The 23,775-nt window shown below is 50.4% G+C and carries 21 protein-coding genes; all 21 read left to right on the top strand.

The annotated features are described in order from the left end of the window. Position 1 precedes the first annotated feature (1 nt). The 21 genes from AC50YG_RS29320 (at position 2) to AC50YG_RS29220 (ending at position 23,601) form a co-directional block, all read left to right on the top strand. Complete coding sequence (locus tag AC50YG_RS29320) at positions 2 to 1,096, top strand: ABC transporter permease (protein WP_473755452.1); 1,095 nt, start codon at positions 2 to 4, stop codon at positions 1,094 to 1,096. Position 1,097: 1 nt separating this feature from the next. Continuing rightward, on the top strand, positions 1,098 to 2,060 hold the full coding sequence (locus tag AC50YG_RS29315; RefSeq protein WP_341280356.1) for an ABC transporter permease: 963 nt from the start codon (positions 1,098 to 1,100) through the stop codon (positions 2,058 to 2,060). A gap of 417 nt (positions 2,061 to 2,477) precedes the next feature. Then, positions 2,478 to 3,416, top strand: coding sequence for a quinolinate synthase NadA (nadA, locus tag AC50YG_RS29310; RefSeq protein ID WP_046234439.1), 939 nt, complete (start codon positions 2,478 to 2,480; stop codon positions 3,414 to 3,416). 38 nt (positions 3,417 to 3,454) lie between these two features. After that, positions 3,455 to 5,071, top strand: a complete 1,617-nt coding sequence (gene nadB, locus AC50YG_RS29305; RefSeq protein WP_494832189.1) for an L-aspartate oxidase — start codon at positions 3,455 to 3,457, stop codon at positions 5,069 to 5,071. Next, positions 5,064 to 5,948, top strand: coding sequence for a carboxylating nicotinate-nucleotide diphosphorylase (gene nadC / locus AC50YG_RS29300; RefSeq protein ID WP_494832187.1), 885 nt, complete (start codon positions 5,064 to 5,066; stop codon positions 5,946 to 5,948). Before nadB ends, nadC begins: the two co-directional genes overlap by 8 nt. Further along, positions 5,945 to 6,715, top strand: a complete 771-nt coding sequence (locus AC50YG_RS29295) for a type III pantothenate kinase (RefSeq protein WP_338553855.1) — start codon at positions 5,945 to 5,947, stop codon at positions 6,713 to 6,715. The genes nadC and AC50YG_RS29295 overlap by 4 nt, the downstream gene beginning before the upstream one ends. A gap of 3 nt (positions 6,716 to 6,718) precedes the next feature. Then, positions 6,719 to 7,618, top strand: coding sequence for an Hsp33 family molecular chaperone HslO (gene hslO, locus AC50YG_RS29290; RefSeq protein ID WP_341280359.1), 900 nt, complete (start codon positions 6,719 to 6,721; stop codon positions 7,616 to 7,618). Positions 7,619 to 7,636: 18 nt separating this feature from the next. Further along, positions 7,637 to 8,608 carry a peptidylprolyl isomerase gene (locus tag AC50YG_RS29285; RefSeq protein ID WP_494832185.1) on the top strand — a complete coding sequence of 324 codons (972 nt, stop codon included), beginning with the start codon at positions 7,637 to 7,639 and terminating at the stop codon, positions 8,606 to 8,608. A 307-nt stretch (positions 8,609 to 8,915) separates the two neighbouring features. After that, positions 8,916 to 9,854, top strand: a complete 939-nt coding sequence (gene cysK / locus AC50YG_RS29280; RefSeq protein WP_046234444.1) for a cysteine synthase A — start codon at positions 8,916 to 8,918, stop codon at positions 9,852 to 9,854. 197 nt (positions 9,855 to 10,051) lie between these two features. Beyond that, the gene (locus AC50YG_RS29275; protein WP_494832291.1) at positions 10,052 to 11,683 is read left to right on the top strand and encodes an anthranilate synthase component I family protein; all 1,632 of its coding nucleotides are present in this window, start codon (positions 10,052 to 10,054) and stop codon (positions 11,681 to 11,683) included. A 14-nt stretch (positions 11,684 to 11,697) separates the two neighbouring features. Beyond that, complete coding sequence (gene pabA / locus AC50YG_RS29270; protein ID WP_338553858.1) at positions 11,698 to 12,279, top strand: aminodeoxychorismate/anthranilate synthase component II; 582 nt, start codon at positions 11,698 to 11,700, stop codon at positions 12,277 to 12,279. Further along, positions 12,276 to 13,232 carry an aminotransferase class IV gene (locus AC50YG_RS29265; protein ID WP_494832182.1) on the top strand — a complete coding sequence of 319 codons (957 nt, stop codon included), beginning with the start codon at positions 12,276 to 12,278 and terminating at the stop codon, positions 13,230 to 13,232. The genes pabA and AC50YG_RS29265 overlap by 4 nt, the downstream gene beginning before the upstream one ends. Before the next feature lie 61 nt (positions 13,233 to 13,293). Further along, positions 13,294 to 14,166: a dihydropteroate synthase gene (folP, locus tag AC50YG_RS29260; RefSeq protein WP_494832180.1), complete on the top strand. Its 873-nt coding sequence runs from the start codon at positions 13,294 to 13,296 to the stop codon at positions 14,164 to 14,166. Positions 14,167 to 14,197: 31 nt separating this feature from the next. Further along, positions 14,198 to 14,584, top strand: coding sequence for a dihydroneopterin aldolase (gene folB / locus AC50YG_RS29255; protein ID WP_341280363.1), 387 nt, complete (start codon positions 14,198 to 14,200; stop codon positions 14,582 to 14,584). Continuing rightward, a complete protein-coding gene (gene folK / locus AC50YG_RS29250) occupies positions 14,562 to 15,113 on the top strand; it encodes a 2-amino-4-hydroxy-6-hydroxymethyldihydropteridine diphosphokinase (RefSeq protein ID WP_494832178.1) in 552 nt (183 codons plus the stop codon). Before folB ends, folK begins: the two co-directional genes overlap by 23 nt. Then, positions 15,065 to 15,286 carry a helix-turn-helix domain-containing protein gene (locus AC50YG_RS29245; RefSeq protein WP_341280364.1) on the top strand — a complete coding sequence of 74 codons (222 nt, stop codon included), beginning with the start codon at positions 15,065 to 15,067 and terminating at the stop codon, positions 15,284 to 15,286. The genes folK and AC50YG_RS29245 overlap by 49 nt, the downstream gene beginning before the upstream one ends. A gap of 48 nt (positions 15,287 to 15,334) precedes the next feature. After that, a complete protein-coding gene (gene dusB, locus AC50YG_RS29240; protein WP_494832175.1) occupies positions 15,335 to 16,333 on the top strand; it encodes a tRNA dihydrouridine synthase DusB in 999 nt (332 codons plus the stop codon). Positions 16,334 to 16,909: 576 nt separating this feature from the next. After that, positions 16,910 to 17,386, top strand: coding sequence for a transcription elongation factor GreA (gene greA, locus AC50YG_RS29235; protein ID WP_494832172.1), 477 nt, complete (start codon positions 16,910 to 16,912; stop codon positions 17,384 to 17,386). Between the two features lie 85 nt (positions 17,387 to 17,471). Beyond that, a complete protein-coding gene (gene lysS, locus AC50YG_RS29230) occupies positions 17,472 to 18,995 on the top strand; it encodes a lysine--tRNA ligase (RefSeq protein WP_494832169.1) in 1,524 nt (507 codons plus the stop codon). 269 nt (positions 18,996 to 19,264) lie between these two features. Continuing rightward, positions 19,265 to 23,119 (top strand): glycosyltransferase family 39 protein, encoded by a 3,855-nt coding sequence (locus tag AC50YG_RS29225; RefSeq protein ID WP_494832164.1) that lies wholly within the window; start codon positions 19,265 to 19,267, stop codon positions 23,117 to 23,119. Between the two features lie 65 nt (positions 23,120 to 23,184). Next, positions 23,185 to 23,601 carry a GtrA family protein gene (locus AC50YG_RS29220; RefSeq protein WP_046234455.1) on the top strand — a complete coding sequence of 139 codons (417 nt, stop codon included), beginning with the start codon at positions 23,185 to 23,187 and terminating at the stop codon, positions 23,599 to 23,601. The last annotated feature ends 174 nt before the right edge of the window (positions 23,602 to 23,775 follow it).

The raw sequence follows: 23,775 nt of genomic DNA, 5'->3' as shown, positions 1-23,775 counted from the left end.
CATGGATAAAGTCAAAGGAATTGCGGACAAAATATTCAATAAAACATCCTTCCTCGTCCCCTTGGTGGCTATCATTTTGGGTCTGTTATGCGGGGCAATAGCCATGCTGGCAGGCGGGTTTGATCCTATTCTAGCTTACCAATCACTGATTAAAAAGCTATTTGGCAGTCCTTACGATATGGGCGAGGCTATTCGTGCGATTACCCCGCTGATATTCACAGGTACAGCGGTTGCTTTCGCTTTCCGTACGGGCCTGTTTAATATCGGGGTAGAAGGCCAGTTCATGATGGGTATGACTGGTGCAACCGTCATAGGGATTACGCTTGACCTCCCTTGGTTTCTGCATGCTCCGCTTGCTATTATTGTCGGAGCGCTGTGTGGAGGCTTATGGGCGGCATTGACTGGCTATTTAAAGGCTGTTCGCGGCGTTAACGAGGTTATTTCTTCGATTATGTTGAACTGGGTTGCGCTTTATTTATCCAATTACATTATTCGTGCGTTTTTTGTGGCAAAAGGGCAGCAAAAATCGGATCCGATTCAAGAGTCAGCACTCGTATCGATTGGCTGGTTATCCGATGCGATGGATCATGCCCGTATGCATTGGGGTACTGTCATTGCCTTGCTCGGTATTGGGGTATTTTATATTATACTGTGGAGAACGAAGCAGGGCTATGAGCTCAGAGCAGTGGGACAAAGCCCTGACGCAGCGCTGTATGCAGGGATTAATGTCAATCGCACCATTGTAAAGTCGATGTTTATTAGCGGATTGTTTGCGGGTCTGGCAGGCGTGTTTGAGACGCTGGGCGTATTTGGCTATCAGACGATTCTGGCAGCGCCATGGGGCTATGGCTTTGATGGTATCGCGGTTGCTTTGCTTGGCGGCAATACGCCAATTGGCGTATTGTTCGGTGCTGTACTGTTCGGTGGTCTCAGCTATGGCTCTGCGGGTATGAGCTTTGGAGCGGGCGTACCGCCAGAGCTCGTTCGAATCGTTATTGGTTCGATCATTTTCTTTATTGCTTCGCATGGCATAGTAAAGTTTTTCTTAAAACCATTCCTTGGACGACGTGCAGACAAGCGTAAGGAGGCGATCTAATATGAATGCACTAGAGATATTGGGTCAGCTTATTAACGTTACGCTTGTATTTTCTACGGCGCTTATTTTTACCGGTCTCGGTGGACTATTCTCTGAGCGCTCAGGCGTTATTAATATCGGTCTCGAAGGCTTGATGGTGTCTGGCGCGTTCGCGGCAGCAGTCATTACCGACTATGCGATACAAGCTGGTTATGAGGAATCTGCTCCGTGGATAGGCTTAGTGGGGGCAGCGATTTATGGGGTGATATTTGCCCTTCTACATGCGATATCCACCATTACATTTAAGGCGGATCAGACGATAGTCGGTGTCGTTATTAACATTTTGGCAGCGGGAATCGCGATTTATTTGACGAAAAGCTTGTATGAAGGTTCGGGACAGACGACAACGCTGACTCATGTATTCAACAAATGGGAAATCCCTTATTTATCAGATATTCCGTTTTTTGGAGAGGCGTTCTTTAAAGCTTATCCGACGACCTATGTTGTTATTATCCTTGTCATTATCAGCTATATTGTGCTGTACAAAACGCACTTCGGCTTGCGCCTTCGCGCAGTTGGCGAATACCCAAGCTCGGCAGATACAGTGGGTATCAGCGTAACAAAATACCGTTATATCGGCGTGCTGCTCAGCGGAGCACTTGCAGGTCTTGGCGGTGCGACCATTACGTTAACAACGACGAGCAACTTTGCCCATAATACCATTTCGGGCCAAGGCTTTATCGCTATCGCGGCTGTTATTTTTGGAAAATGGAATCCTCTCGGCGTTGCGGGAGCTGCTATTTTCTTCGGCTTCGCGCAAGCGATTCGGAACTTTGCTCAACTGTTCGATTGGTCGCAGCAAATTCCGACCGAGTTTTTCTATATGCTGCCATACGTATTGACGCTGGTTGTACTCGTTGGTGCAGTAGGACGTTCTTCCGCTCCAGGCTCGCTTGGCGAACCATACGATCCAGCTAAGCGCTAATCGAAACAAGAAGCATCATACTTCCCATGGCTATCACGTAAGTGATGATTCATCCATGGGAAGTTTTTTTGTTTTCTAACCCTTTACACAAGGTTAGTCACAGAAAATCCGTGATTGTGGATAACTTGTGGATAACCATGTGCGTAAACGCTGCATTTATACACAATAGCCGCCAATGATGGAAAGTTTAGCTGTGGCAGGTGCTATTTTCAAAGGGAATTCACACTTTTGTCATAAACGCATTGACAGCATGATCTGCCTGGAGTAAATTAAACCTTATCAAATGAATTTACCGTAAAGGTCAAATGAAAGGCGAACGACTTTTTAGGTTTGTGCATCAATTCACAAAGTCGGTAGTAGCCATATCTGGAATGGGCAATCAGCTTGCCCTTCCCTCATAAGAGGAGAGGATTAACTGTGGAAGCACTGGCACTGGAACGCAAGGCGGAGCAGAACCGCGAACTGCGGGAACGGCTAATGCAATTGAAGAAAGAGCGCAACGCCATCATTCTTGCTCATTATTATCAGCGTGATGAAATTCAAGAGGTTGCGGATTTTCGCGGCGACTCGTTTTTGCTAGCTCAGAAAGCGGCTCAGACGGATGCGGATGTCATCGTATTTTGCGGCGTGCATTTTATGGGGGAGAGCGCCAAAATTTTGGCTCCCAATAAAACCGTCATTATTCCGGACGAGCGTGCAGGCTGCCCGATGGCCGATATGGTCAATGTCGATGGTCTTCGCAAGCTGAAAGCCCAGCATCCGAATGCGACTGTCGTTACGTATATTAACTCTTCCGCCGAAATTAAGGCAGAGACTGACATTTGTTGTACATCGGCGAATGCGGTTAACGTTGTAAATTCCGTTGAAGGCCAAGACGTCATTTGGGTACCGGACAAGAACCTAGGGCACTATGTGCAGCAGAAGACCGATAAGAACATGATCATCTGGGAAGGCTACTGCAACACGCATGACATGTTGACGGTAAAGGATGTAGAGGAAATGAAGGCGAAACACCCGAATGCGCAGTTTGTTGTGCATCCTGAGTGCCGCCCTGAAGTGGTGGAGCTGGGTGATTTTGTCGGCAGCACGACAGCGATTATTAAATATTGCAAGGAATCGGATTGCAAGGAGTTCATTGTCGGCACGGAGGATGGCACAGGCTATCAGCTGAGATTGGACAGCCCGGACAAAACATTCCTGTTTGCATCTAAATATTTGGTTTGCCCGAACATGAAGGTTAATAACCTGAAGAAGCTGGTTAAATGCCTTGAAACGATGCAGCCGCAAATCTATGTACCGCCGCATGTGGCGGATCAAGCACGCTTGTCCCTGGAGCGCATGTTACTCGTGAAATAGGAGCAGCATGCGCTACTCCTATGCCTGGAGGCGCAGAAATGATTCCCAGATACCTTGTAGACATAAAGCTGGACGAACTGCCGGTAATCGAGAAGGATGTTATTGTGATTGGGGCCGGCATTGCCGGTCTTTTTACCGCACTTCGGGCCAGTGATCGGCATTCCGTGCTGATGATTACGAAGAAGTCGCTGCTCGACAGCAACACCCGCTATGCGCAAGGCGGCATTGCCGCGGTCATATCGGAGGACGATTCACCAGCTTACCACAGCGAGGACACGCTAATTGCGGGAGCGGGGTTGTGCTCGGAGGATGCGGTCAATGTGCTCGTGCATGAGGGGCCGGAAGGTGTGAATCAGCTCATTGAAATGGGCACACAGTTCGATTTGGAAAATGGCGAGTTTGCGCTGACGAAGGAAGGCGCTCACAGCCAGCGTCGTATTTTGCATGCGAATGGGGATGCGACGGGCTACGAAATTGTACGAGCCTTATCGGAGAAAGCGTTATCCAAGCCGGGTATTGAAGTATGGGACGACCACTTTGTCATCGATTTGGTTACCAATGATGGAGAATGTGTGGGCGCTGTTGTGCAAAAGCCGGACGGCTCGCGTCTGCTTGTGCGGGGCAAGGCGACCATTCTATGCTCGGGCGGCGCAGGCCAGCTCTACCGTTATACGACGAATCCTGAGGTGGCCACAGGCGATGGGATCGCTATGGCTTTCCGAGCAGGAGCTTTTATACAGGATGTAGAGTTTGTCCAGTTTCATCCGACCTCCCTATGCTATCCCGGAGCACCACGGTTTCTGATTTCAGAGGCCGTACGCGGCGAAGGAGCCGTCCTCCGCAATACGCGAGGCGAGCGTTTTATGGAGCGCTATCACCATCAGCTGGAGCTGGCGCCGCGTGACGTAGTGGCCCGCGCTATTATTAGCGAGATGGAAGCAACGAAATCAACTTTTGTTTATTTGGATGTGACGCATGAGTCGCCGGATATGGTGAAGCATCGTTTTCCGAATATTTATGAATTTTGCCTGCAATACGGTTTGGATTTGACGACAGATTGGATTCCGGTCGCCCCTGCTGCACATTATATGATGGGCGGCGTTAAAACCGATCTCGATGGAGAAACCAATATTAAAAGGCTGTTCGCCTGCGGCGAGGTTTCCTCGACAGGCGTTCATGGAGCGAATCGGTTGGCCAGCAATTCGCTTTCGGAAGCGGTCGTTTTCGGCAAGCGTATCGTCGAGGCGATTGATAAACTTGCAGAGCATGCAGAGATTCAGCCTATAATAGAGAGCAGCGTACCGCGCAGCAGTGTGCCGATTCAGGCAGTGGTGGAGCGGAGATTGAAGCTGCAAAAAGTGATGGTCAGGTATGCGGGCTTGCAGCGCGATGCAAAGGGCCTCGAGAAGGGGCTGGAGGAGCTGCGGCGCCAGTTGACTATTTTTCAAGCGATGCTGACCAAGCGGGAAGAGTTTGAATTTGCCAATATGCTGACATGCGCCCTGCTGACGGCGGAATCCGCTTTACAGCGGGAGGAGAGCCGCGGCGCGCATTACCGTGAGGACTTCCCGGAGCGCAATGATCAAGTATGGCGCAAGCATACTGTAATGCACCGTGTATACGGGAGGACAGAGGAGCGGTTAACCAATGTTTGAGACAACGCTGGATGGCTATAATGAAGCGCTGCGCGCGCAAATACGCGGCTGGCTCGCTGAAGATATCGGAAGCGGCGATGTAACGACGGCTATGACTATTCCGCGTGGAGCGCAGGCGAAGGCCGTCATTCATGTGAAGGAAAATGGGCGGATTGCGGGCATTCCAATTGCGCGCCTTGTGTTTGAAATCGTTGACCAATCGCTGGTCTTCACGGCAAAGGTCGAGGATGGACAGTATGTTGAAAAAGGCACTGTACTCGCTGAAGTAGAAGGCAGCATCCATAGTCTGCTTACAGGGGAGCGTCTAGCGCTTAATTTAATGCAGCGGATGTCCGGCGTGGCGACGAAGACTAGTGAATTTATAGCGGCGCTGCAAGGCCTGCCGGTCCGACTGGTCGACACTCGCAAAACGACGCCAGGCCATCGTCTGCTTGAAAAATATGCCGTTCGCGTAGGCGGCGGCTCGAATCACCGCTTTGGCTTGTATGATGCCGTTATGATCAAGGATAATCATATTAAGGGCGCAGGCGGTATTCGGGAAGCAGTGGAAGCAGCTCGAGCGGGTATTCCCCATACGATGAAGATCGAGGTGGAGACGGAGTCCTTGGAGCAAGTCGATGAGGCGATTGCATACGGCGCTGATATTATTATGCTGGACAATATGACGCATGAGATGATGAAAGCCGCAGTAAAGCAAATCAAGCAGCGCGCGCCACATGTTATTGTAGAAGCCTCCGGCAATGTGCGGGTTGATACCATACACGGTATAGCCGCTTGCGGTGTCGATGTCATTTCGGTAGGAGGCCTCACCTATTCCTTTCAATCACTCGATATTAGTCTCGACCTGTTTGCGAAGAAGGGAGGGGCCATGTCTTGATTCTCGTCATTGACGTCGGAAATACGAATATAGTCTTGGGCATTTATCAAGGCAAGGAGCTGCTTCATCACTGGAGGCTCAGCACGAATCGTTCCGCTACAGTTGATGAATATGGCATCAACTTTCATCATTTGTTTCATTTTGCCGGCATGCGTCTGGAGCAGATGGAGGGTGTCATTATTTCATCAGTCGTTCCGCCGCTCATGCGGACGTTGGAGCAGCTGTGCATGAAGTATTTGCGCAAGACTCCTTTTATCGTTGGTCCAGGCGTGAAAACCGGACTTAATATCCGGTATGAAAATCCCCGCGAGGTCGGCGCTGACCGCATCGTGAATTCGGTGGCGGGCATCGTCAAATATGGCAGTCCGCTTATTGTCGTCGATTTCGGAACGGCAACGACGTTTGATTACATTGATGCCGCTGGCAGCTATTTGGGCGGCGCTATTGTGCCGGGCATTGCAATATCGACAGAGGCGCTTTATCAGCGGGCGGCGAAGCTGCCGCGGATTGAGCTGGTGAAGCCGCCAAGCGTCATCGGCCGCAATCCGGTCACTTCCATGCAGGCGGGTATTATATACGGCTATGCAGGACAAGTGGACGGTATCGTGCGCAGAATCCGCAAGGAATTTAAAGTCTCGCCGCGTGTTATCGCGACGGGCGGCTTGGCTGAGTTAATTAGCTCAGAATCGGAAACGATAGATGAGGTTGATCCGCTTCTGACATTAGAAGGTTTGCGTATTATATATGAACGGAATCAGGAGGGATAGACGATGGAGCAAAGGAAAGATTTTTTGGTGCGTGGCACGGCATGGGAAGGCAAAATTCGTGTTTTTGCAGCCCGTACGACGCAATTGGTCGATGAGCTGCAGCGCCGGCACGGCACTCTGCCGACTGCAACTGCAGCACTTGGCAGAACGGCAACGGCTGGAGCTATTATGGGCGCCATGCTGAAGGGCGATGAAAAGCTGACGATTCAAGTGAAGGGCGAAGGCCCAATGGGACAAATTGTCGTCGATGCAAATGCTCATGGAGAAGTGCGAGGCTACACGGACAATCCACTCGTTCTGCTTCCAAGCAATGCGCAGGGAAAGCTTGATGTTGCAGGTGCCGTAGGCCATAGCGGCTATCTTCATATTACTAAGGATCTTGGGTTGAAAGAGCCTTACCGCGGCAGCGTTCCGATTGTTTCTGGCGAGCTGGGCGAAGACTTCACCTATTATTTTGCTGTATCGGAGCAGACGCCTTCCGCAGTTGGACTGGGCGTACTGGTTGATGAAGACGGCCGCGTCATTCATGCTGGCGGCTTTATCGTACAGCTGATGCCAGGACTTACGGATGCGGAAATTACTAAGCTGGAGAAAGCGCTCAGCGCGATGCCTCCGGTCACAGCCCTGCTTGATCAAGGGGAGACGCCAGAAGGGCTGCTTAAATGGGTCGTCGGTGATGATGTTGTCATTCATGAGTCGCTGGACTTGCGTTTTCAATGCAAATGCTCGCGCGATCGCGTAGAACAGACCTTGATCAGCATGGGTGAATCGGAATTGCAGCAAACGATTGAAGAAGAAGGTAAAGCAGAGGTCGTCTGTCACTTCTGTAATGAAGCGTACCAGTTTAACCGCGTAGAGCTGGAGCAATTGCTCGAACAAGCCAAACCGAAGCCGATCCATTAATATGGAGGCTACCGGGCAATGAATAAAATCGGTGTAGTGAGGACGATCGTCGTCATTCAGGCGTTATGTATGATCGTACTAAGTGTAGTTGTTGTAGTGAGATTGTCGCCTTTTTCTGAAGGAATGCCGGACCATGAGCCAGATTCGGGAACACGTACTGAAACAGGCAATGAGGTTGTACCAGGCAGCTTGGATAATGATAAAATTGTTGCCATAATTGGCGATCACAGCATCAGGGAAAGCGAACTGATGAATGCGCTTAGCGAGCAATATGGCCAAGCTACCCTCAAGCTGATGATGATTCACAGCGCCATTGACCAAGAGGCTGCCTCGCAGCAGCTTGAAGTGACCGCTGAGGAGCAGCAGAGAGCTGTTGAGGAGCAGGCAGAGGGATATGATAGCGAAGAGGATTTTTATCGCATCATGGATCAGCAGCTGGGCATGTCCAAAGAGGAAGTTTTGAAGGATACGAAGTACAGGCTGTTGACTGAAAAAATAGCGATCCAAAAAGTAGATGTGCCTGATGCTGAGGTTGAACGCTACATTGCGGATCATGAGGAGCAATACGGCGACAAGCTGCAATATCGCTTATCCTGGATTGTGACGGCGAATATGGAAGAGGCGAACCGCGTGCTGGATAAGCTCTCTGAGGGAGCAGACTTTGCGCAAGCAGCAGATAAATATTCGATAGATGCTTTTACGGCAGATGCTGGCGGTGATTTAGGCCTTATTGATGCCAATGACCCGTTTCATGAGCTGGCGATTCTTTCGGCGGCAAGCAAGCTGGGTACAGGAGAGATCGCTGGCCCGATAGCGATTGCCGAAGGGTATGCCATCATTCGTTTGATGGAGCGCCACACAACGGATAAGCCACAGGGGCAGCAGCTGTATGAGCTGGTCCGCAAAGAGCTGGCATTATCACAGGCTCCTTCCCTAAGCCAAATTGAGCAGCAGCTATTGGAGAAATATGACGCGGTCACCTTTCCGTAAATATAAGAAATTTTAGGTTTGTTTATAAGCTTCCATTATATTGGAGCATCATATAGTCGTGTTCGCCAGACGATTAGAAAATGGGCGAACAATCCTTCTTTTTCAAAATGTAAGCATTTATAAGGCTTCCACTTATATCAGGCTTATATTTCAGCGCAAATTGATGCTTTATCGGTCAGGGATGGCGTTAGCCCGCCGTATTCGCATGAAGGAAATGAAGGTATTGACAACGAATACAACTCATTGATAAGATGGAATTAGTTTAAAAACCAACTGAATTAGTCGGAATAAGGAGGAAGTATGACACATGGCAAAAATCGTGCAAAGCATTACTGATCTAATTGGTGATACACCGCTAGTTCGCTTGAATCGTCTTGTTCCTGAGGACAGCGCTGAAATCTATGTAAAGCTTGAATATCAAAATCCAGGTGCGAGCGTAAAAGACCGTATCGCAATCAGCATGATCGAAGTAGCTGAACAGGAAGGCATCATCAAGCCAGGCGATACAATTGTTGAGCCTACGAGCGGCAACACGGGTATTGGTCTTGCATTGGTAGCAGCAGCTAAAGGCTATAAAGCCATTCTCGTTATGCCTGAGACGATGAGTATTGAGCGCCGCAACCTGCTTCGTGCTTATGGCGCAGAAGTGGTTCTGACGCCGGGTTCGGAAGGCATGAACGGAGCTGTTCGCAAAGCCGAGGAATTGGCGAAAGAAAATCCGTCCTATTTTATCCCGCAGCAGTTTAATAACCAAGCCAATGTGAAAATCCACCGCGAGACAACTGGTCCGGAAATCGTTGAGGCGATCAACTCCCTGGACGGCAAGCTAGATGCATTCGTAGCGGGTATTGGTACTGGCGGTACGATTACGGGTACTGGCGAAGTGCTGAAAAAGAACTTCAAAGATATTAAAATTTATGCGGTTGAGCCTGCGGCTTCCCCACTGCTTTCGGGTGGACAGCCTGGACCTCACAAAATCCAAGGAATTGGCGCTAACTTTGTGCCGACGATTTTGGATCGCGAAATTTATGACGAAGTCATTACGGTTGAAAATGATGATGCATTCGACTACGCACGCCGTGCTGCGAAAGAAGAAGGCATCTTGTGCGGAATTTCCTCCGGTGCTGCGATCTATGCTGCTTTGAAAGTGGCGAAGGAGCTTGGCAAAGGCAAGCGCGTTATCGCCGTTGTTCCAAGTAACGGTGAGCGTTACCTCAGTACGCCGCTGTTCAACTTCGAGAACTAACACTTATGTCCAAGCGGGGCCGTGCCTTAAGTAGGATCGGTATACCGTTTGACTGGCCTTCCATTCATTTGAGTGGAGGGCTTTTTTCATATGCGTAAATGGCCGTGGGAATATGGCGGCAGCGCTCTTTCCTTTTGGGCGGGTATTCTGTATACTAGGCAAAATAAACATGCTTGTCGATCGGGGGTTGGAAGGTGATGTTCACCGCCTTTGACTATTGGTTAGGGTGGCACGCCGAGCGGAAGTATACGACTTTTCCACTGCTGCGGGAGCTGTCGCTTGGAGAAGAAGGTGTCGCTTCATGGGAAGAGGCATGGCGGGATGCATCGCCGTATGCTTTTGTACTGGAGAGCGGTAAGGGCGGGCGCTATACGTATCTCGGCTTGCAGCCGGAAAGCGTTATTCGCGGTAAAGGTCTGGAGGCGGAAGCTCGGACGCTGCGGACAGATGGAGCTGAAGCTTTAGATGATGCTAATTCGGGCTTGCGCTACCAGGGCAAGCCGATCGAAGTGGTGCGGAGCTGGATGGAGCCATATCGCGCGCCAAAGCTTGAAGCAGCTGGCACGCCGAAATGGACGGGCGGGTGCGTCGGATTTTGGAGCTATGACGTCATTCGTTCGATTGAACGGCTGCCGGAGCTGACGGAAGATGATTTGAATGTGCCGGATTATTTATTTTTGCGTTTAAATGAACTATGGATTGTCGATCATAGCGACAAGAAGCTATATTGCGCTGTGCATACGCCTGTGCCAAGTGAAGCAGGTCAAGAGGAGCTGCGACTGCTTTATGCGCAAGCTTGCTCGCGGACCGGCGAGATGGCCGCTTATTGGAAGCAGCGGTTCGGGAGCGCAGCGAACGGCCAGCGAGGCGAGAATAATGCTGCAAGCACAAGCGATAGCAGCCGGCTGCGGCAAGAGCGGCAACAGCTCGCTGACGATGATTCTCTTCACAGCAATGGGGACGCACTGGATGGGATCAGCACGCGTTTTTCGAAGGAAGCTTTTGAAGAGGCAGTTCGGCAAATTCAGCGTTACATCGGACAAGGCGATGTATTTCAGGTGAATTTATCGGTACGCCAGAGCCGGGCGCTGGCTGCGCAGCCGGAAGAGCTGTACGAGTGGCTGCGTCTCATTAATCCTTCTCCTTATATGGGCTTTCTGCGCTGTCCTGATTTTCAACTCGTGTCGGCTTCGCCGGAGCTGCTGGTTGAGCGCCGCGGCGACTTGCTTGCAGCCCGACCAATTGCCGGAACGCGCAGGCGCGGCCGAACAGAAGAAGAAAATGAGCTCATGGCGGAAGAGCTGCGGACAAGCGAGAAGGAGCGCGCCGAGCATATTATGCTGGTCGATCTGGAGCGCAACGATTTGGGCCGGATTTCGGCTTACGGCACGGTGAAAGTGGAAGAGCTGATGGTTATTGAGCAATATTCGCATGTGATGCATTTGGTATCCCAAGTCGAGGGGCGGCTTGCCGAGGGCAAGGATGCTTATGATGTCATTGCGGCGACTTTCCCAGGCGGCACCATTACAGGCGCTCCCAAAATCCGCACGATGGAAATTATTGAAGAGCTGGAGCCTGTAAGGCGCGGTCCTTATACCGGCTCGCTCGGATGGATTGACTATAATGGCGATATGGAATTTAATATTATTATACGAACGATGGTCGTCAAGGATGGCATGGTGCATATCCAGGCTGGAGCAGGCATTGTCATTGATTCCAAGCCGGAGCGCGAATATAAGGAATCACTAAGCAAGGCCAAGGCGCTGTGGAAGGCGATTGAGTATAGTGAGCGGTTCAGGCAGGCTGCGCCAAGCGGGCGCAAACAATAGAGGGGGCGCATGCGATGATTCTCGTAATAGATAACTATGATTCGTTTACCTACAACCTGGTGCAATATTTAGGCGAGCTTGGCGAGGACATTGTGGTGAAAAGAAATGATGAGCTGGAGCTGGCGGACATTGAGCAGCTGGCGCCTGACCATATTTTGATTTCTCCAGGACCTTGCTCTCCGAACGAGGCAGGCATCAGCCTGTCGCTCATTGAGCATTTTAAAGGAAAAATCCCGATTTTCGGCGTGTGTCTTGGCCATCAGGCGATTGGACAAGCATTTGGCGGCGATGTCATTCGCGCAGAGCGCCTGATGCATGGCAAAACTTCGCAAATGGTGCATGACGGCAAGACGATTTTTGAAGGAATCCCTTCACCGTTTACCGCAACCCGTTACCATTCCCTTATCGTGAAAAAAGAAACCCTGCCAGACTGTCTTGAAATCAGCGCAGAAACAGCGGAAGGCGAAATTATGGCCCTTCGCCATAAAGAATACCCGATTGAAGGGGTGCAATTCCATCCGGAATCGATTATTTCCGAGCATGGGCTGACGCTGCTGCGCAACTTTTTGAAAATTCGTACAGGCGCGCCGCGATGAAGGTTGCGTTGGGCGGCGTTGTCATGGATGCCGGGCAAGCTGTGATCTCAATATATGATCACGGCTTTTTGTACGGTTTGGGTTTGTTCGAGACGTTTCGAACCTATGGCGGCCGCGCATATTTGCTGGAGCGGCATTTGCGGCGTCTGGAAGCGGGCTGTTTGTCGCTGGGCATCCGCTACAAAGCGGATCAAACCGCGCTGGAGGCGAGCATTGCCAAACTGCTTCAGGCGAATGAGCTGAAGGACGGCTATGTCCGGCTGACCGTTACAGCGGGCGATGGCGGGCTAGGCTTGCCAGTGGGCGATTACGAGCAGCCGCAGGAGTTGATCCTGATGAAGGCGCTGCCGCCCTATCAGGCGGCGCTTTATGAGCATGGCCGAGAGCTTAGGCTGCTGCATACGAAGCGCAATACGCCAGAGGGCGAGATTCGACTTAAATCGCTGCATTATATGAATAATATTATAGCGAAGCGCGAGCTTGCCGCGAGCGATGCCTCGCCGGGAGCAGAAGGCTTGATGCTGAGCGGCGACGGCCTGCTGACGGAAGGCATCGTCAGCAATCTTTTTTTCGCCCAGGATGGTATTATTCGGACGCCTGCGGTAGATACGGGCATCCTGCCCGGCATTACGCGAGAGCGTGTTCTGGAGCTGGCCCGTGCGGCTGGCTTTCAGGCAGAAGAAGGACACTACAGCTGGAATCAACTGCTGGGGGCAGATGAAATATGGCTGACGGGCTCCGTACAGGAGCTGGTGCCGGTGACGCGGTTATCTGGTACCGACGGTACTCAGGTGCTGGTCGGCAAAGGGACAGGTGCGGGAATCGGTGTGGGCTACGAATCGGCAAGAAATGCAGCTAGGCTTGAAGCCGAAGCAGAAGCTGGGACTGCAGCTGGTCCGATCACTCGTCAGCTTTTAAAGGCCTATCGTTCCGATACGATGAGAAGCAAGTAAGGCGGGAGCGTCAGGCGACTGCATATCAAGACTAGTATAGCTAAAGGTGTGAGCGTAGCTTATGAATACAGCAAGAGAAGGCAAGCTTGAATATTACAGCAGGAGCTATGGGCTGGCTTGCGGCAATCGGCTGGAGCTGGGCAAGCGCACGCTGATTATGGGCATATTGAATGCGACGCCGGATTCTTTCTCCGATGGCGGGAAATTTAATGAAGTGGAGGCGGCTGTCAGCCGCGCTGTGGAGATGGCCGCAGAGGGCGCGGATATTATTGATATCGGCGGCGAGTCCACACGTCCAGACTTTGTGCCGGTCGATGCCGAGGAGGAGCTGCGCCGCGTGATTCCGGTCATTCAAGCTGTCCGCGCCGCGCTGCCGCATATCGCGATATCGATAGATACGTATAAAGCAAAGACAGCGCGCCATGCGCTCGAAGCAGGAGCTACGATCATTAACGATATTTGGGGACTCAAATACGATGCAGATATGGCGGCAGCCGCAGCAGCATACGGCAGCCCGGTTATTTTAACGCATAATCGCACGAATCCCGTCTACCTGGCCGCTGATTTTGTAGAGGACGTTATTGCCGATTTGAAAGAAAGCATCGAAATCGCAAGACATGCCGGCGTGAATGAAGAGCAGATCTGGCTCGATCCAGGGCTTGGCTTTGCCAAAACCTATGAGCAAAATATGGAGCTGCTAGGACGGCTCGCCGAGCTGCACGCTCTGGGCTATCCTGTGCTGCTGGGCACTTCACGCAAGAGCTTCATTAGGCAGACGCTGGATCTGCCAAGGGAAGAGCTGGTAGAGGGTACGGCAGCAACAACGGCCCTTGGCATTGCGCAAGGCTGCCAAATCGTTAGGGTACATGATGTCCGCGCGAATAAAAGAACAGCTGTGATGTCGGATGCGATTATCTATCCGCGTTATTCATAGATTCAGATATAAGTATAAGGGGCGTAAGCTTATGGATAGAATGCTTGTGAAGGGCATGCAGTTTTACGGTTATCACGGTGTTTTTGCAGAAGAGAACAGGCTGGGTCAAAAATTTGGCGTCGATCTGGAGCTGCTGCTGGATTTGGAGAAGGCGGCAACGATGGATGATTTGGAAGCAACGGTGAATTATGCCGAATTGCATGCGTTAACGAAGAAAATTGTCGAAGGAACGCCGTTTAAATTGATTGAAGCTTTAGCAGGTAGCATTGCAACCCAGTTGCTGTCGGCTTATACTATGATAAATGAAGTAACGGTTCGTGTGACGAAGCCGAACCCGCCGTTCGACATTCATTTTGATGGCGTGACGGTAGAGCTGCGCAGAAAGCGGGATGCTGATGGACGCGTTGTCACCGTTTAACTCGCCCGCATATGCTTATGTGGCTCTAGGTTCAAATGTAGGTGATCGGCAGCAGCTCTTGCTGCAAGCGATCCAGCAGTTAAGTGGCCGCCCAGACATCGAAGTGCTTCGCGTTTCGGGCGTATACGAGACCGATCCGGTCGGCTATACGGATCAGCCCCCTTTTCTGAATATGGCTATCGCCGTACGAACTACGCTGTCCCCGCTTGCTTTACTGCACATTCTGCTGGATACCGAGCAGCAGCTTGGGCGTGTCAGAGATATTCGATGGGGGCCGCGCACTATAGATCTCGATTTGCTGTTGTATGCTGATGTCGTGATGGATGGCGAGGAGCTGACGCTTCCGCATCCACGAATGATGGAACGCTCCTTCGTGCTCGTTCCGCTTGGTGATGTGATCGAGCAGTCCCATCCGCTTAAGGAACAGGTGGCTGCGGCCGCGGCTTCAGCGCTTCAGGATGGAAAGGAAGGCATCATGTTATGGAAAATCATCAATTGGCACAGCGAGTCCGGGCATTTCGTAAGCTAAAGGGCTACACACAACAGGAATTAGCAAAAGTACTTGGCGTGTCGGTAGCGGTGTTAGGCTCCCTTGAGCGTGGCACCCGCAAGGCAGACGCCAAGTTATTGATTCATATATCAAACACCCTTGGCATTAGCTATGAAGAGTTGACGGATTCGGGTTCGAACGGAAACGTGTAAGAAACTAACGTACTAGGAAACAAATCAGAAGGAGGAGTGAGGAGAAACATGCTGAAAATCGGAGACATCGAGATGAAGAACAGGGTTGTGCTTGCACCGATGGCCGGCGTGTGTAATCCCGCTTTCCGTCTAATTGCAAAGGAATTTGGAACAGGTCTTGTATGCGCGGAGATGGTGAGCGACAAGGCGATTTTGCACGGCAATAAGCGGACGATGGAAATGCTGTTCGTGGACGAGCGTGAGAAGCCGCTTAGCTTGCAAATTGTCGGCGGTGACCGTGAATCGCTGGTCGAGGCGGCGAAGGTCGTGGATAAGCAAACCAATGCTGATATTATTGATATCAATATGGGCTGCCCGGTACCGAAAGTAACGAAATGCGATGCTGGAGCACGTTGGCTGCTTGACCCGAACAAAATTTACGAGATGGTTTCTGCCGTAGTGGAAGCTGTTGATAAGCCGGTAACGGTGAAAATGCGTATTGGCTGGGATGACGAGCATATTTATGCGGTGGAAAATGCGCGCGCCGTTGAGCGTGCTGGCGGCAAAGCGGTCAGCGTTCACGGTCGTACGCGCGAGCAGCAGTACACAGGCGTAGCGAATTGGGACATCATTCGCGATGTGAAGCAGGCGGTGTCGATTCCGGTAATCGGCAACGGGGATGTTTTTTCACCTGAAGATGCCAAACGCTTACTGGAGCATACGGGCTGTGACGGCGTCATGATCGGACGCGGTGCACTTGGAAACCCTTGGATGCTGTACCGGACCATTCAGTATTTGACGAATGGCGAGCTGCTGCCCGATCCTATGCCGCGTGAGAAGATGCTGGTCGCTACCTTGCATCTGGACCGTCTCATTGATCTAAAAGGCGAAGCGGTTGCCGTACGGGAAATGCGCAAGCATTTGGCTTGGTATTTGAAAGGCTTGCCGGGCGGTGCGCGCGTCAAGGATGTTATTATGGAAGAAACCGGCCGTGACCGGATGGTGGACATTTTGGATCGATATGTGTTGTCGCTTGAAGAGCAGGGCCTTGCTGCTGCGAGCCTGTAGTCTGAAATAGCGGGCTGTTCAGATACGGCTGTGCGCCATGCCGAGCATTGTCAAACTTGATTTGCAAATGAAATAAACGGGCAGGTTATCTGAGAACGTTCAGAGGCCTGCCTTTTTTCAAAATATAAGATGATAAAGGCGCTTCTCCTTAAAATGGAAAGGTTATGTAAAAAATCTTATATATTTGGAACTTTGTGTTTTTTGTAAACGAGTTAGGAAGGAATGTGCGGTTTTATAACGAATAAAAAAGAAGGGCCGTGCGGTTATCCCGCCAACTGCAATAGTGGGCACAGACACAGGCGCTTTTACAAGTTTCGAGTTCCTTCCAGACAGGTATACATATATGGTGGGCAACGCTTTCAAGGGGCCTAATGCGAAAGTCGTTCCAGTCGTTTGGCTTTGATTGACATTCAGGAGAACATTGCATATAATCGTGCAATATAACCTTAATGACTATAGTCAACACGGCTTATCTGCTCCCTCAGCTGGTCTGAGGCAAGAGGAGCGTAATATATTAATTAACAGTGAATTCATACCTGGTATGAAAATTGGTCACACGACGGGAGAATCGGAAAGATGAGCGATAAAGAGATCATTCTGACTCAGGAAGGTTTGAGAAAGCTTGAGGACGAACTGGAGATGCTGAAATCGGTCAAGCGTCGCGAAGTAGCTGAGCGGATCAAGGTCGCGATTGGCTACGGCGATATTAGCGAAAACTCCGAGTATGAAGATGCTAAGAATGAGCAGGCCTTCATCGAAGGTCGTATCATTACGTTGGAGAAGATGCTCCGCAACGCTCGAATCATCAATAGCGATGAAATCGATACGGACGTGGTCAGCATCGGCTCCACAGTAACCGTAGAAGATTTAGAATTTGGCGATAAAATGGAATATGCGATTGTCGGTTCTGCTGAATCGGACCCGCTTAACAATAAGATTTCCAATGAGAGCCCTGTTGGCAGAGCGATTTTGGGTAAAAAGGAAGGCACGGTCGTTGATGTCAGCGTACCTGCCGGCGTTATACAGTATAGAATCATCGATATTAAAAAATAAGGTTTGCACTGTGTCTGATTCAGAAAGCTTCCTTAAGCGGAAGCTTTTTGAACGTTAAAGCGGTGCCTTAGGAGATGAAATCAAGTTGGAACATCAGAACACCGAGACAGGTCATGAACAAGAACAAGAGCTAAGCGAGCTGCTGCAAATCCGCCGTGACAAACTGGACGAGCTGAGAGGACTCGGCATTGATCCATTCGGCAGCAAATTCGAGCGTTCGCATAATGCGAAGGACATCGTGTCCGCATATGAGTCGTTTACGAAGGAAGAGCTGGAGGAGAAAGCCGTTCAGGTTAGCATTGCGGGCCGGATTATGCAGAAGCGCGGCATGGGGAAAGCGAGCTTTGCCCACATTCAGGATCTAAGCGGCAAAATTCAAATTTATGCGCGCAAGGATACGGTTGAGGAAAATCAATTCGCAGCGTTCACCCTGCTTGATATCGGCGATATCATCGGCGTGAAGGGAACGGTATTCAAGACGAATACCGGCGAAGTATCGGTAAAAGCGCTGGAAGTGATCGTACTTACGAAATCGCTTCTGCCTTTGCCGGACAAGTTCCATGGACTGAAGGATGTCGAGCTGCGCTACCGCCAGCGTTATGTTGATCTAATTGTGAATCCTGATGTTCAACAGACGTTCATCTCCCGCTCCCGCATTATTCAATCGATGAGACGTTACCTGGATGACCAGAACTATCTGGAAGTGGAAACGCCGACGCTGCACACCATTCCAGGCGGAGCATCCGCAAGGCCTTTCATCACGCATCATAATGCGCTTGATATGCAGCTGTACATGCGTATCGCGATTGAGCTGCATTTAAAACGCCTCATTGTTGGCGGCATGGAGAAGGTTTACGAAATTGGCCGCGTTTATCGGAACGAAGGCATGTCGACGCGCCATAATCCAGAGTTTACGATGCTGGAGCTGTATGAGGCTTACGCTGACTACAAGGACATTATGGCATTGACTGAAAACATGATTGCGCATATCGCACAGGATGTGCTCGGCACAACCAAAATCATGTACCAAGGCCAGGAAGTCGACCTGACGCCGCAATGGCGCCGTATTTCAATGGTTGATCTGGTTAAGGAAATCAAAGGCGTTGATTTTAGCGTTCAAATGACGGATGAAGAAGCGCATGCCATTGCGAAGGAGCATAACGTCAAAGTTGAGCCGCATATGACGTTCGGTCATATTGTGAATGCATTCTTTGAAGAGTTTTGCGAGCATACGCTCATTCAGCCGACCTTCGTTACGGGACATCCGGTTGCGATTTCGCCGCTGGCGAAGAAAAGCCCGGTTGATCCGCGCTTTACCGATCGTTTTGAATTGTTTATCGTGGCGCGCGAGCATGCCAATGCGTTTACAGAGCTGAATGATCCGATCGATCAGCGCGAACGTTTTGAGGCGCAGCTGCTGGAGAAGGAGCAAGGCAATGACGAGGCGCATGAGATGGATGATGATTTCATCCGTGCGCTTGAGTACGGCTTGCCGCCAACTGGCGGACTAGGAATCGGCATCGACCGTCTGGTCATGCTGTTGACCGATGCGCCTTCCATCCGCGACGTGCTGCTGTTCCCGCATATGCGCAATCTGGCAGGCGAATAGCCAATCATAGTTTTCTACTAACCTGTTGAGGCCTAAGGCTTCAGCAGGTTTTTTTCTGTAAATAGGCTAGAATAGCTGTTTGAGCGTGCTTTAGGCTAGGCAATAGGCTGATGCCGCCTCCATCCATTGACCCGTGCCTTATTTTCCTTTAAAGTGAATATGTATTTTCAGACAAAAAAAGCTATCTTAGCGAGGTATTGACTATAGAAATCAGAGGTGAACAGACGTTGCTGAAAGGTTCGATGAGAAGTTTGCGGTTGGTCATATGCATGGTAATGCTCTTATTCAGTTTTTTGCCTTATGGCAGCAAGCAGGTGTTCGCGGAGGAATTTAATATTATACATAATGCTGGCTTCGAAAGTACGGAGTCTGGCGTGCCTTTGTCATGGACGCAGGATGTATGGGAAGCGGGCGAGAGCATTTCGCGCTTCACGCTGGAACAGTCCGATGTTTATTCGGGCACCGGCGCAGCTAAAATTCAAAATTTTCAACCGAACCATGCCAAGTGGATACAGAAGCTGACGGTTAGTCCGGACGCCTATTACCATGTGAGTGGCTGGGTCAAGGTTTCAGATGCGAAGAGCGATGCAATCGGCGCTAATTTGTTTATTGTAGGAGTTGGTGATCCATTTCCTCAGTTGACCGATACTGCGGGCGAATGGAAGCTGCTCGAATTTTACGGCCAGACAGGCCCGGAGCAAAAAGAGCTGCAAATGGGCATCAGCCTAGGCGGCTACGGAAGCTTGAATACGGGAACAGCGCTGTTTGATGATTTGAAAATGGAACAGCTTCCAGCAAAGCCGGAAAACGTCCAAATCATCTCCTTCGAACCATCGAAGCTGACAGGCGGCGGGGGAGCAGCTTCAGGAACTGATAATTTGGACCCGAAAAAGATATCTGCTTTTCCCGTATTATCGATATCGGCTCTATTCGGCCTTTTGTTTGTTTTTATTTATCGAAAAATGCTTCGGACACAGCCACTCGGCAAGCCTCGCATCTCCTACCGTAGCTGGCTGATTGCCGCTATGGCGGCGGCCCTTATTTTCAGGCTATGGGTTGCGATTAAGGTGCCCGGCTACGTCAACGATATTAAAACCTTTATGTACTGGGCGGATCGCGCCTATCAGAATGGCGTACAGCATTTTTATGAAGAAGGAGTCTTTGCAGATTACCCGCCGGGCTACGTCTACATTTTGTATGTTCTTGCTGCCATCAAGTCATGGTTCAGCATAAATCCGGATACAAGCGGAGCAACGCTGCTGTTCAAGCTCCCGGCCATCGTGGCTGATTTGGCTTCCAGCTGGCTCATTTACCGTTTTGCCAAAACAAAGCTCAATCCAGCGGCAGCGGTAGGTCTTGCCCTGCTCTATGTCTGGAACCCGGCGATCTGGATCAATTCAGCGGGCTGGGGACAGGTGGATTCCTTCTTCACCCTGTTCCTTATTATGGCCATTAGCAGCATGGCAGGGGAACGTTTGGAACGAGGAGGCATCTGGTTCGCGCTTGCCGTACTTATTAAACCGCAGGCGTTGATTTTCGCCCCGGTCGTATTGCTCGCTTACTGGCACAAACGCGATTGGAAGCGTGCCCTGCTGAGCGTCGCTTATGGCATAATCGCTTTTCTGGTGTTTGCCGCTCCGTTTTTCTTAACCAATGGCGGTTTGATCGGTGTTATTGAGCTTTACAAAGCGACGCTGTCCTCCTATCCTTACGCAACGCTGAATGCGTTCAACCTATATGCGCTTACGGGAGGGAATTGGGCACCGCTGGAGAGCAGCTGGCTTGCGCTGTCCTATAAAACTTGGGGCAACATTGCCATAGCACTAGCGGTTATAGCCGCACTTTGGTTCTCCTTTAAGGGCAAGCCAAAGCGCAATCTGGGCATCTCTTATTTTATTGCGATCATTCTCATCACAATCGTCTTTCTGTTTGCGACAAAGATGCATGAGCGTTACCTGTTCCCCGTCATCTTGCTGTATGTTTTCGCCTATATCGAGTCTCAGGATCGGCGACTGCTCCATCTCTTGATGGGCTTCAGTGTCACGCATTTCATTAATGTAGGCTACGTGCTTGCATTTAGCGAGGCGGGCCAGCATACGGTGACCGACGGCATTGTCATTTTGTGCTCGATTACGAATTTGTGTTTGTTCGCCTATTTGCTTTATGTCGGCTATTCACTCTATGTGAAAAATGATCAAAAACCAGTTCCTCCACTCACACAGGAAGAATTGCGCGAAGCAGACCTTCAGGCACTCAAGGAGCTGGAGCAGCAGAGCGTCCCTAAGGGCAAGGAACTTCAAGCTTCTTCCTCTGATAAGAGCGGCAATAAGCTCACTCGCAAGGACTGGTGGTGGATGGGCGGCATTACCGCTGTCTATGCAATTGTGGCGCTGCTTAATTTGGGCTCGTTTAACAGCCTGAATACAGGCTGGAAGCCGCAGCAGAATGGCCAGAGCTTTTATGTTGACCTTGGTCAAACACAGCAGCTGGAGCGGGTCAACATGTTCGGCGGCGTGGGCTCCGGCAAGCTCAAGCTGGAGTTTGGAAATTCACCGGATGCCTGGAGCGGCGGTGTAGATGTCGAGCTGAAAATCGGCGATAATTTAAAATGGGTAGTCCAGCCGCTTAACGTGAGCGCGAGATATGCCAAGGTGACTGTCGCCTCAACGGGTTTCTCGCTGCAGGAAATGGCCTTTTATCCAAGTGGAAGCGATCAGCCGCTTCCTATTGGAGACATTGTTTATATCGGCTCTAATGCGGCAGCGGTCGAGGACCCGCGTTTTGGCCTTGTGGAGCATCTATTTGATGAGCAAAGCTCGGCAGCTTACAAGTCGACCTATTGGAACGGCTCATATTTCGATGAGATTTATCATGCACGTACTGCGTATGAGTTCCTTGAGGATTTGACAGTATATGAAAATACACATCCGCCACTGGGCAAAATACTCATCGCCATCGGCATCAAGCTGTTCGGGCTCAGCCCATTCGGCTGGCGGATCATTGGAACGCTGTTCGGCATTGCGATGATTCCGCTTATGTATATATTCGTGCTGCGGTTGTTCCGCTACCGCACGGTTTATGCAGCAGCTGGCGCGATTTTGCTGGCGGCCGATTTCATGCATTTCACACAGACGCGCATTGCGACGATCGATGTGTACGCCGTATTTTTCATTATGCTGATGTTCTACTTCATGTACCGTTACTATAGAATGAACTTCTATTTAGTGGCCCTAGGGAAGACGCTCGTTCCGCTTTCGCTTGCGGGGGTCGTATTCGGTATCGGCGCAGCGTCCAAATGGATCGTCATTTACGGCGGGGCAGGGCTTGCCATTATGCTTGGCTTATCCTTGTTCGACCGGTATAAGCAGTATGCAGCCTCCAAGCGTGCGCTTGCATCTGGTACGGCGAGTGCTGAGCAGAAGGAAACGTATAAGCGCGTCATTAAGGCTTTCCCACGCAATGCGCTGTTAACGCTCGCGAGCTGTTTGATTACGTACATCGCCATTCCGGTTGTCATTTACAGCCTATCCTTTATGCCGGTGCTGAACGCAGGCGATGGCAAGTATACAATTGAAGGCCTTGTAAGTCAGCAGGAGCATATGTACTCTTATCACAGCGAGCTTGTTGCTACGCATCCTTATTCCTCTCAGTGGTGGGAGTGGCCGTTTATGAAGCGGCCGGTATGGTATTACAGCGGCAAGGATTTAGAAAACCCTAACGATGTGTCGTCGATTTCCGCATTCGGCAATCCGCTTATTTGGTGGACGGGGCTGTTTGCGCTAATAGGCGCCTTCTATATAAGCCTTAAGCGCAAGGATAAACGCATGTATATAGTCTGGATCGCTTATCTGTCGCAATACCTGCCGTGGATGCTTGTGCCAAGGCTGACGTTTATTTATCATTATTTTGCGATGGTGCCGTTCATGATCATGGCGATACTCTATATGTTCCAGACGGCAGAGGAAAAAAATCCGAAGTGGAGAAAATATCTAGGCATCTACGTCGCGGCAGCAGTCGTGCTGTTCATTATGTTTTATCCTGTGCTATCTGGATTGCCTTTCAGCAAAACCTATGTGGCTCATATTCTACGCTGGTTCCCGAGCTGGGTGCTCTACAGCGGCTAGTGCCAGAAAGCTGAGTTATGCAAGCATTTAAACGAAGAAGTTTAGGAAGACAAAGGAGCGGCAACATGTCCCAAGGTACAATGAGGCAAACAATCAGGCAGTTTATAATGTTTAATATGATAGGGCTTGTAAATACGGCTGTCGATTTTATGGTGTTTAGCCTCTTGGTATGGCTGGGTGTGTACTTCGTTGGCGCACAGGTGATTTCTTATGGAGCAGGTATTGTGAACAGCTATGTTATGAATTCATGGCTGACGTTCGGCAAAGGGCCGGAGCAGCGAAGAGAACGCAAATTTGATAAAGCGCAGGCAATAAGGTTTACTATTTTGAGCTGTACGGTACTCGGTCTGTCGTTGCCCTTATTGTATTTCGTGTCTGAAAAGATGCTTGTTAACGAGTGGCTGGCAAAGCTGCTCGTTACGGGGGTAACGACAGTGCTCAATTTTATTGGCAGCAAAAAGTGGGTTTTCCGCGGTAAATAAGGCTTTGCAACGCCGGAAAAAGCCGCTGTAATGCGGGTTTAATAAAAGTTAAAAGTTTTTTTAAAAAAACACTTGCAATCCTCTAGGCACCCGTGATATATTATATGAGTCGCCGCTGAGACATACGGCAGACAAGAACGAAACGCAAGCAAGAGAAATTGTTCTTTGAAAACT

It is taken from the genome of Paenibacillus sp. J31R34 (assembly GCF_059383715.1).
The sequence above is the reverse complement of the archived record's forward strand: the minus strand, read 5'-3'. Positions and strand labels throughout refer to the sequence as shown.

Coding starts and splice junctions, on each gene's coding strand:
- greA (WP_494832172.1), top strand. CDS start 16,910: ATGAGCGATAAAGAGATCATTCTGACTCAGGAAGGTTTGAGAAAGCTT.
- AC50YG_RS29225 (WP_494832164.1), top strand. CDS start 19,265: ATGGTAATGCTCTTATTCAGTTTTTTGCCTTATGGCAGCAAGCAGGTG.
- pabA (WP_338553858.1), top strand. CDS start 11,698: ATGATTCTCGTAATAGATAACTATGATTCGTTTACCTACAACCTGGTG.
- folB (WP_341280363.1), top strand. CDS start 14,198: ATGGATAGAATGCTTGTGAAGGGCATGCAGTTTTACGGTTATCACGGT.
- folK (WP_494832178.1), top strand. CDS start 14,562: ATGGACGCGTTGTCACCGTTTAACTCGCCCGCATATGCTTATGTGGCT.
- hslO (WP_341280359.1), top strand. CDS start 6,719: ATGGAGCAAAGGAAAGATTTTTTGGTGCGTGGCACGGCATGGGAAGGC.
- AC50YG_RS29245 (WP_341280364.1), top strand. CDS start 15,065: ATGGAAAATCATCAATTGGCACAGCGAGTCCGGGCATTTCGTAAGCTA.
- nadC (WP_494832187.1), top strand. CDS start 5,064: ATGTTTGAGACAACGCTGGATGGCTATAATGAAGCGCTGCGCGCGCAA.
- cysK (WP_046234444.1), top strand. CDS start 8,916: ATGGCAAAAATCGTGCAAAGCATTACTGATCTAATTGGTGATACACCG.
- AC50YG_RS29275 (WP_494832291.1), top strand. CDS start 10,052: ATGTTCACCGCCTTTGACTATTGGTTAGGGTGGCACGCCGAGCGGAAG.
- nadB (WP_494832189.1), top strand. CDS start 3,455: ATGATTCCCAGATACCTTGTAGACATAAAGCTGGACGAACTGCCGGTA.
- AC50YG_RS29265 (WP_494832182.1), top strand. CDS start 12,276: ATGAAGGTTGCGTTGGGCGGCGTTGTCATGGATGCCGGGCAAGCTGTG.
- AC50YG_RS29320 (WP_473755452.1), top strand. CDS start 2: ATGGATAAAGTCAAAGGAATTGCGGACAAAATATTCAATAAAACATCC.
- folP (WP_494832180.1), top strand. CDS start 13,294: ATGAATACAGCAAGAGAAGGCAAGCTTGAATATTACAGCAGGAGCTAT.
- AC50YG_RS29285 (WP_494832185.1), top strand. CDS start 7,637: ATGAATAAAATCGGTGTAGTGAGGACGATCGTCGTCATTCAGGCGTTA.
- AC50YG_RS29315 (WP_341280356.1), top strand. CDS start 1,098: ATGAATGCACTAGAGATATTGGGTCAGCTTATTAACGTTACGCTTGTA.
- AC50YG_RS29220 (WP_046234455.1), top strand. CDS start 23,185: ATGTCCCAAGGTACAATGAGGCAAACAATCAGGCAGTTTATAATGTTT.
- dusB (WP_494832175.1), top strand. CDS start 15,335: ATGCTGAAAATCGGAGACATCGAGATGAAGAACAGGGTTGTGCTTGCA.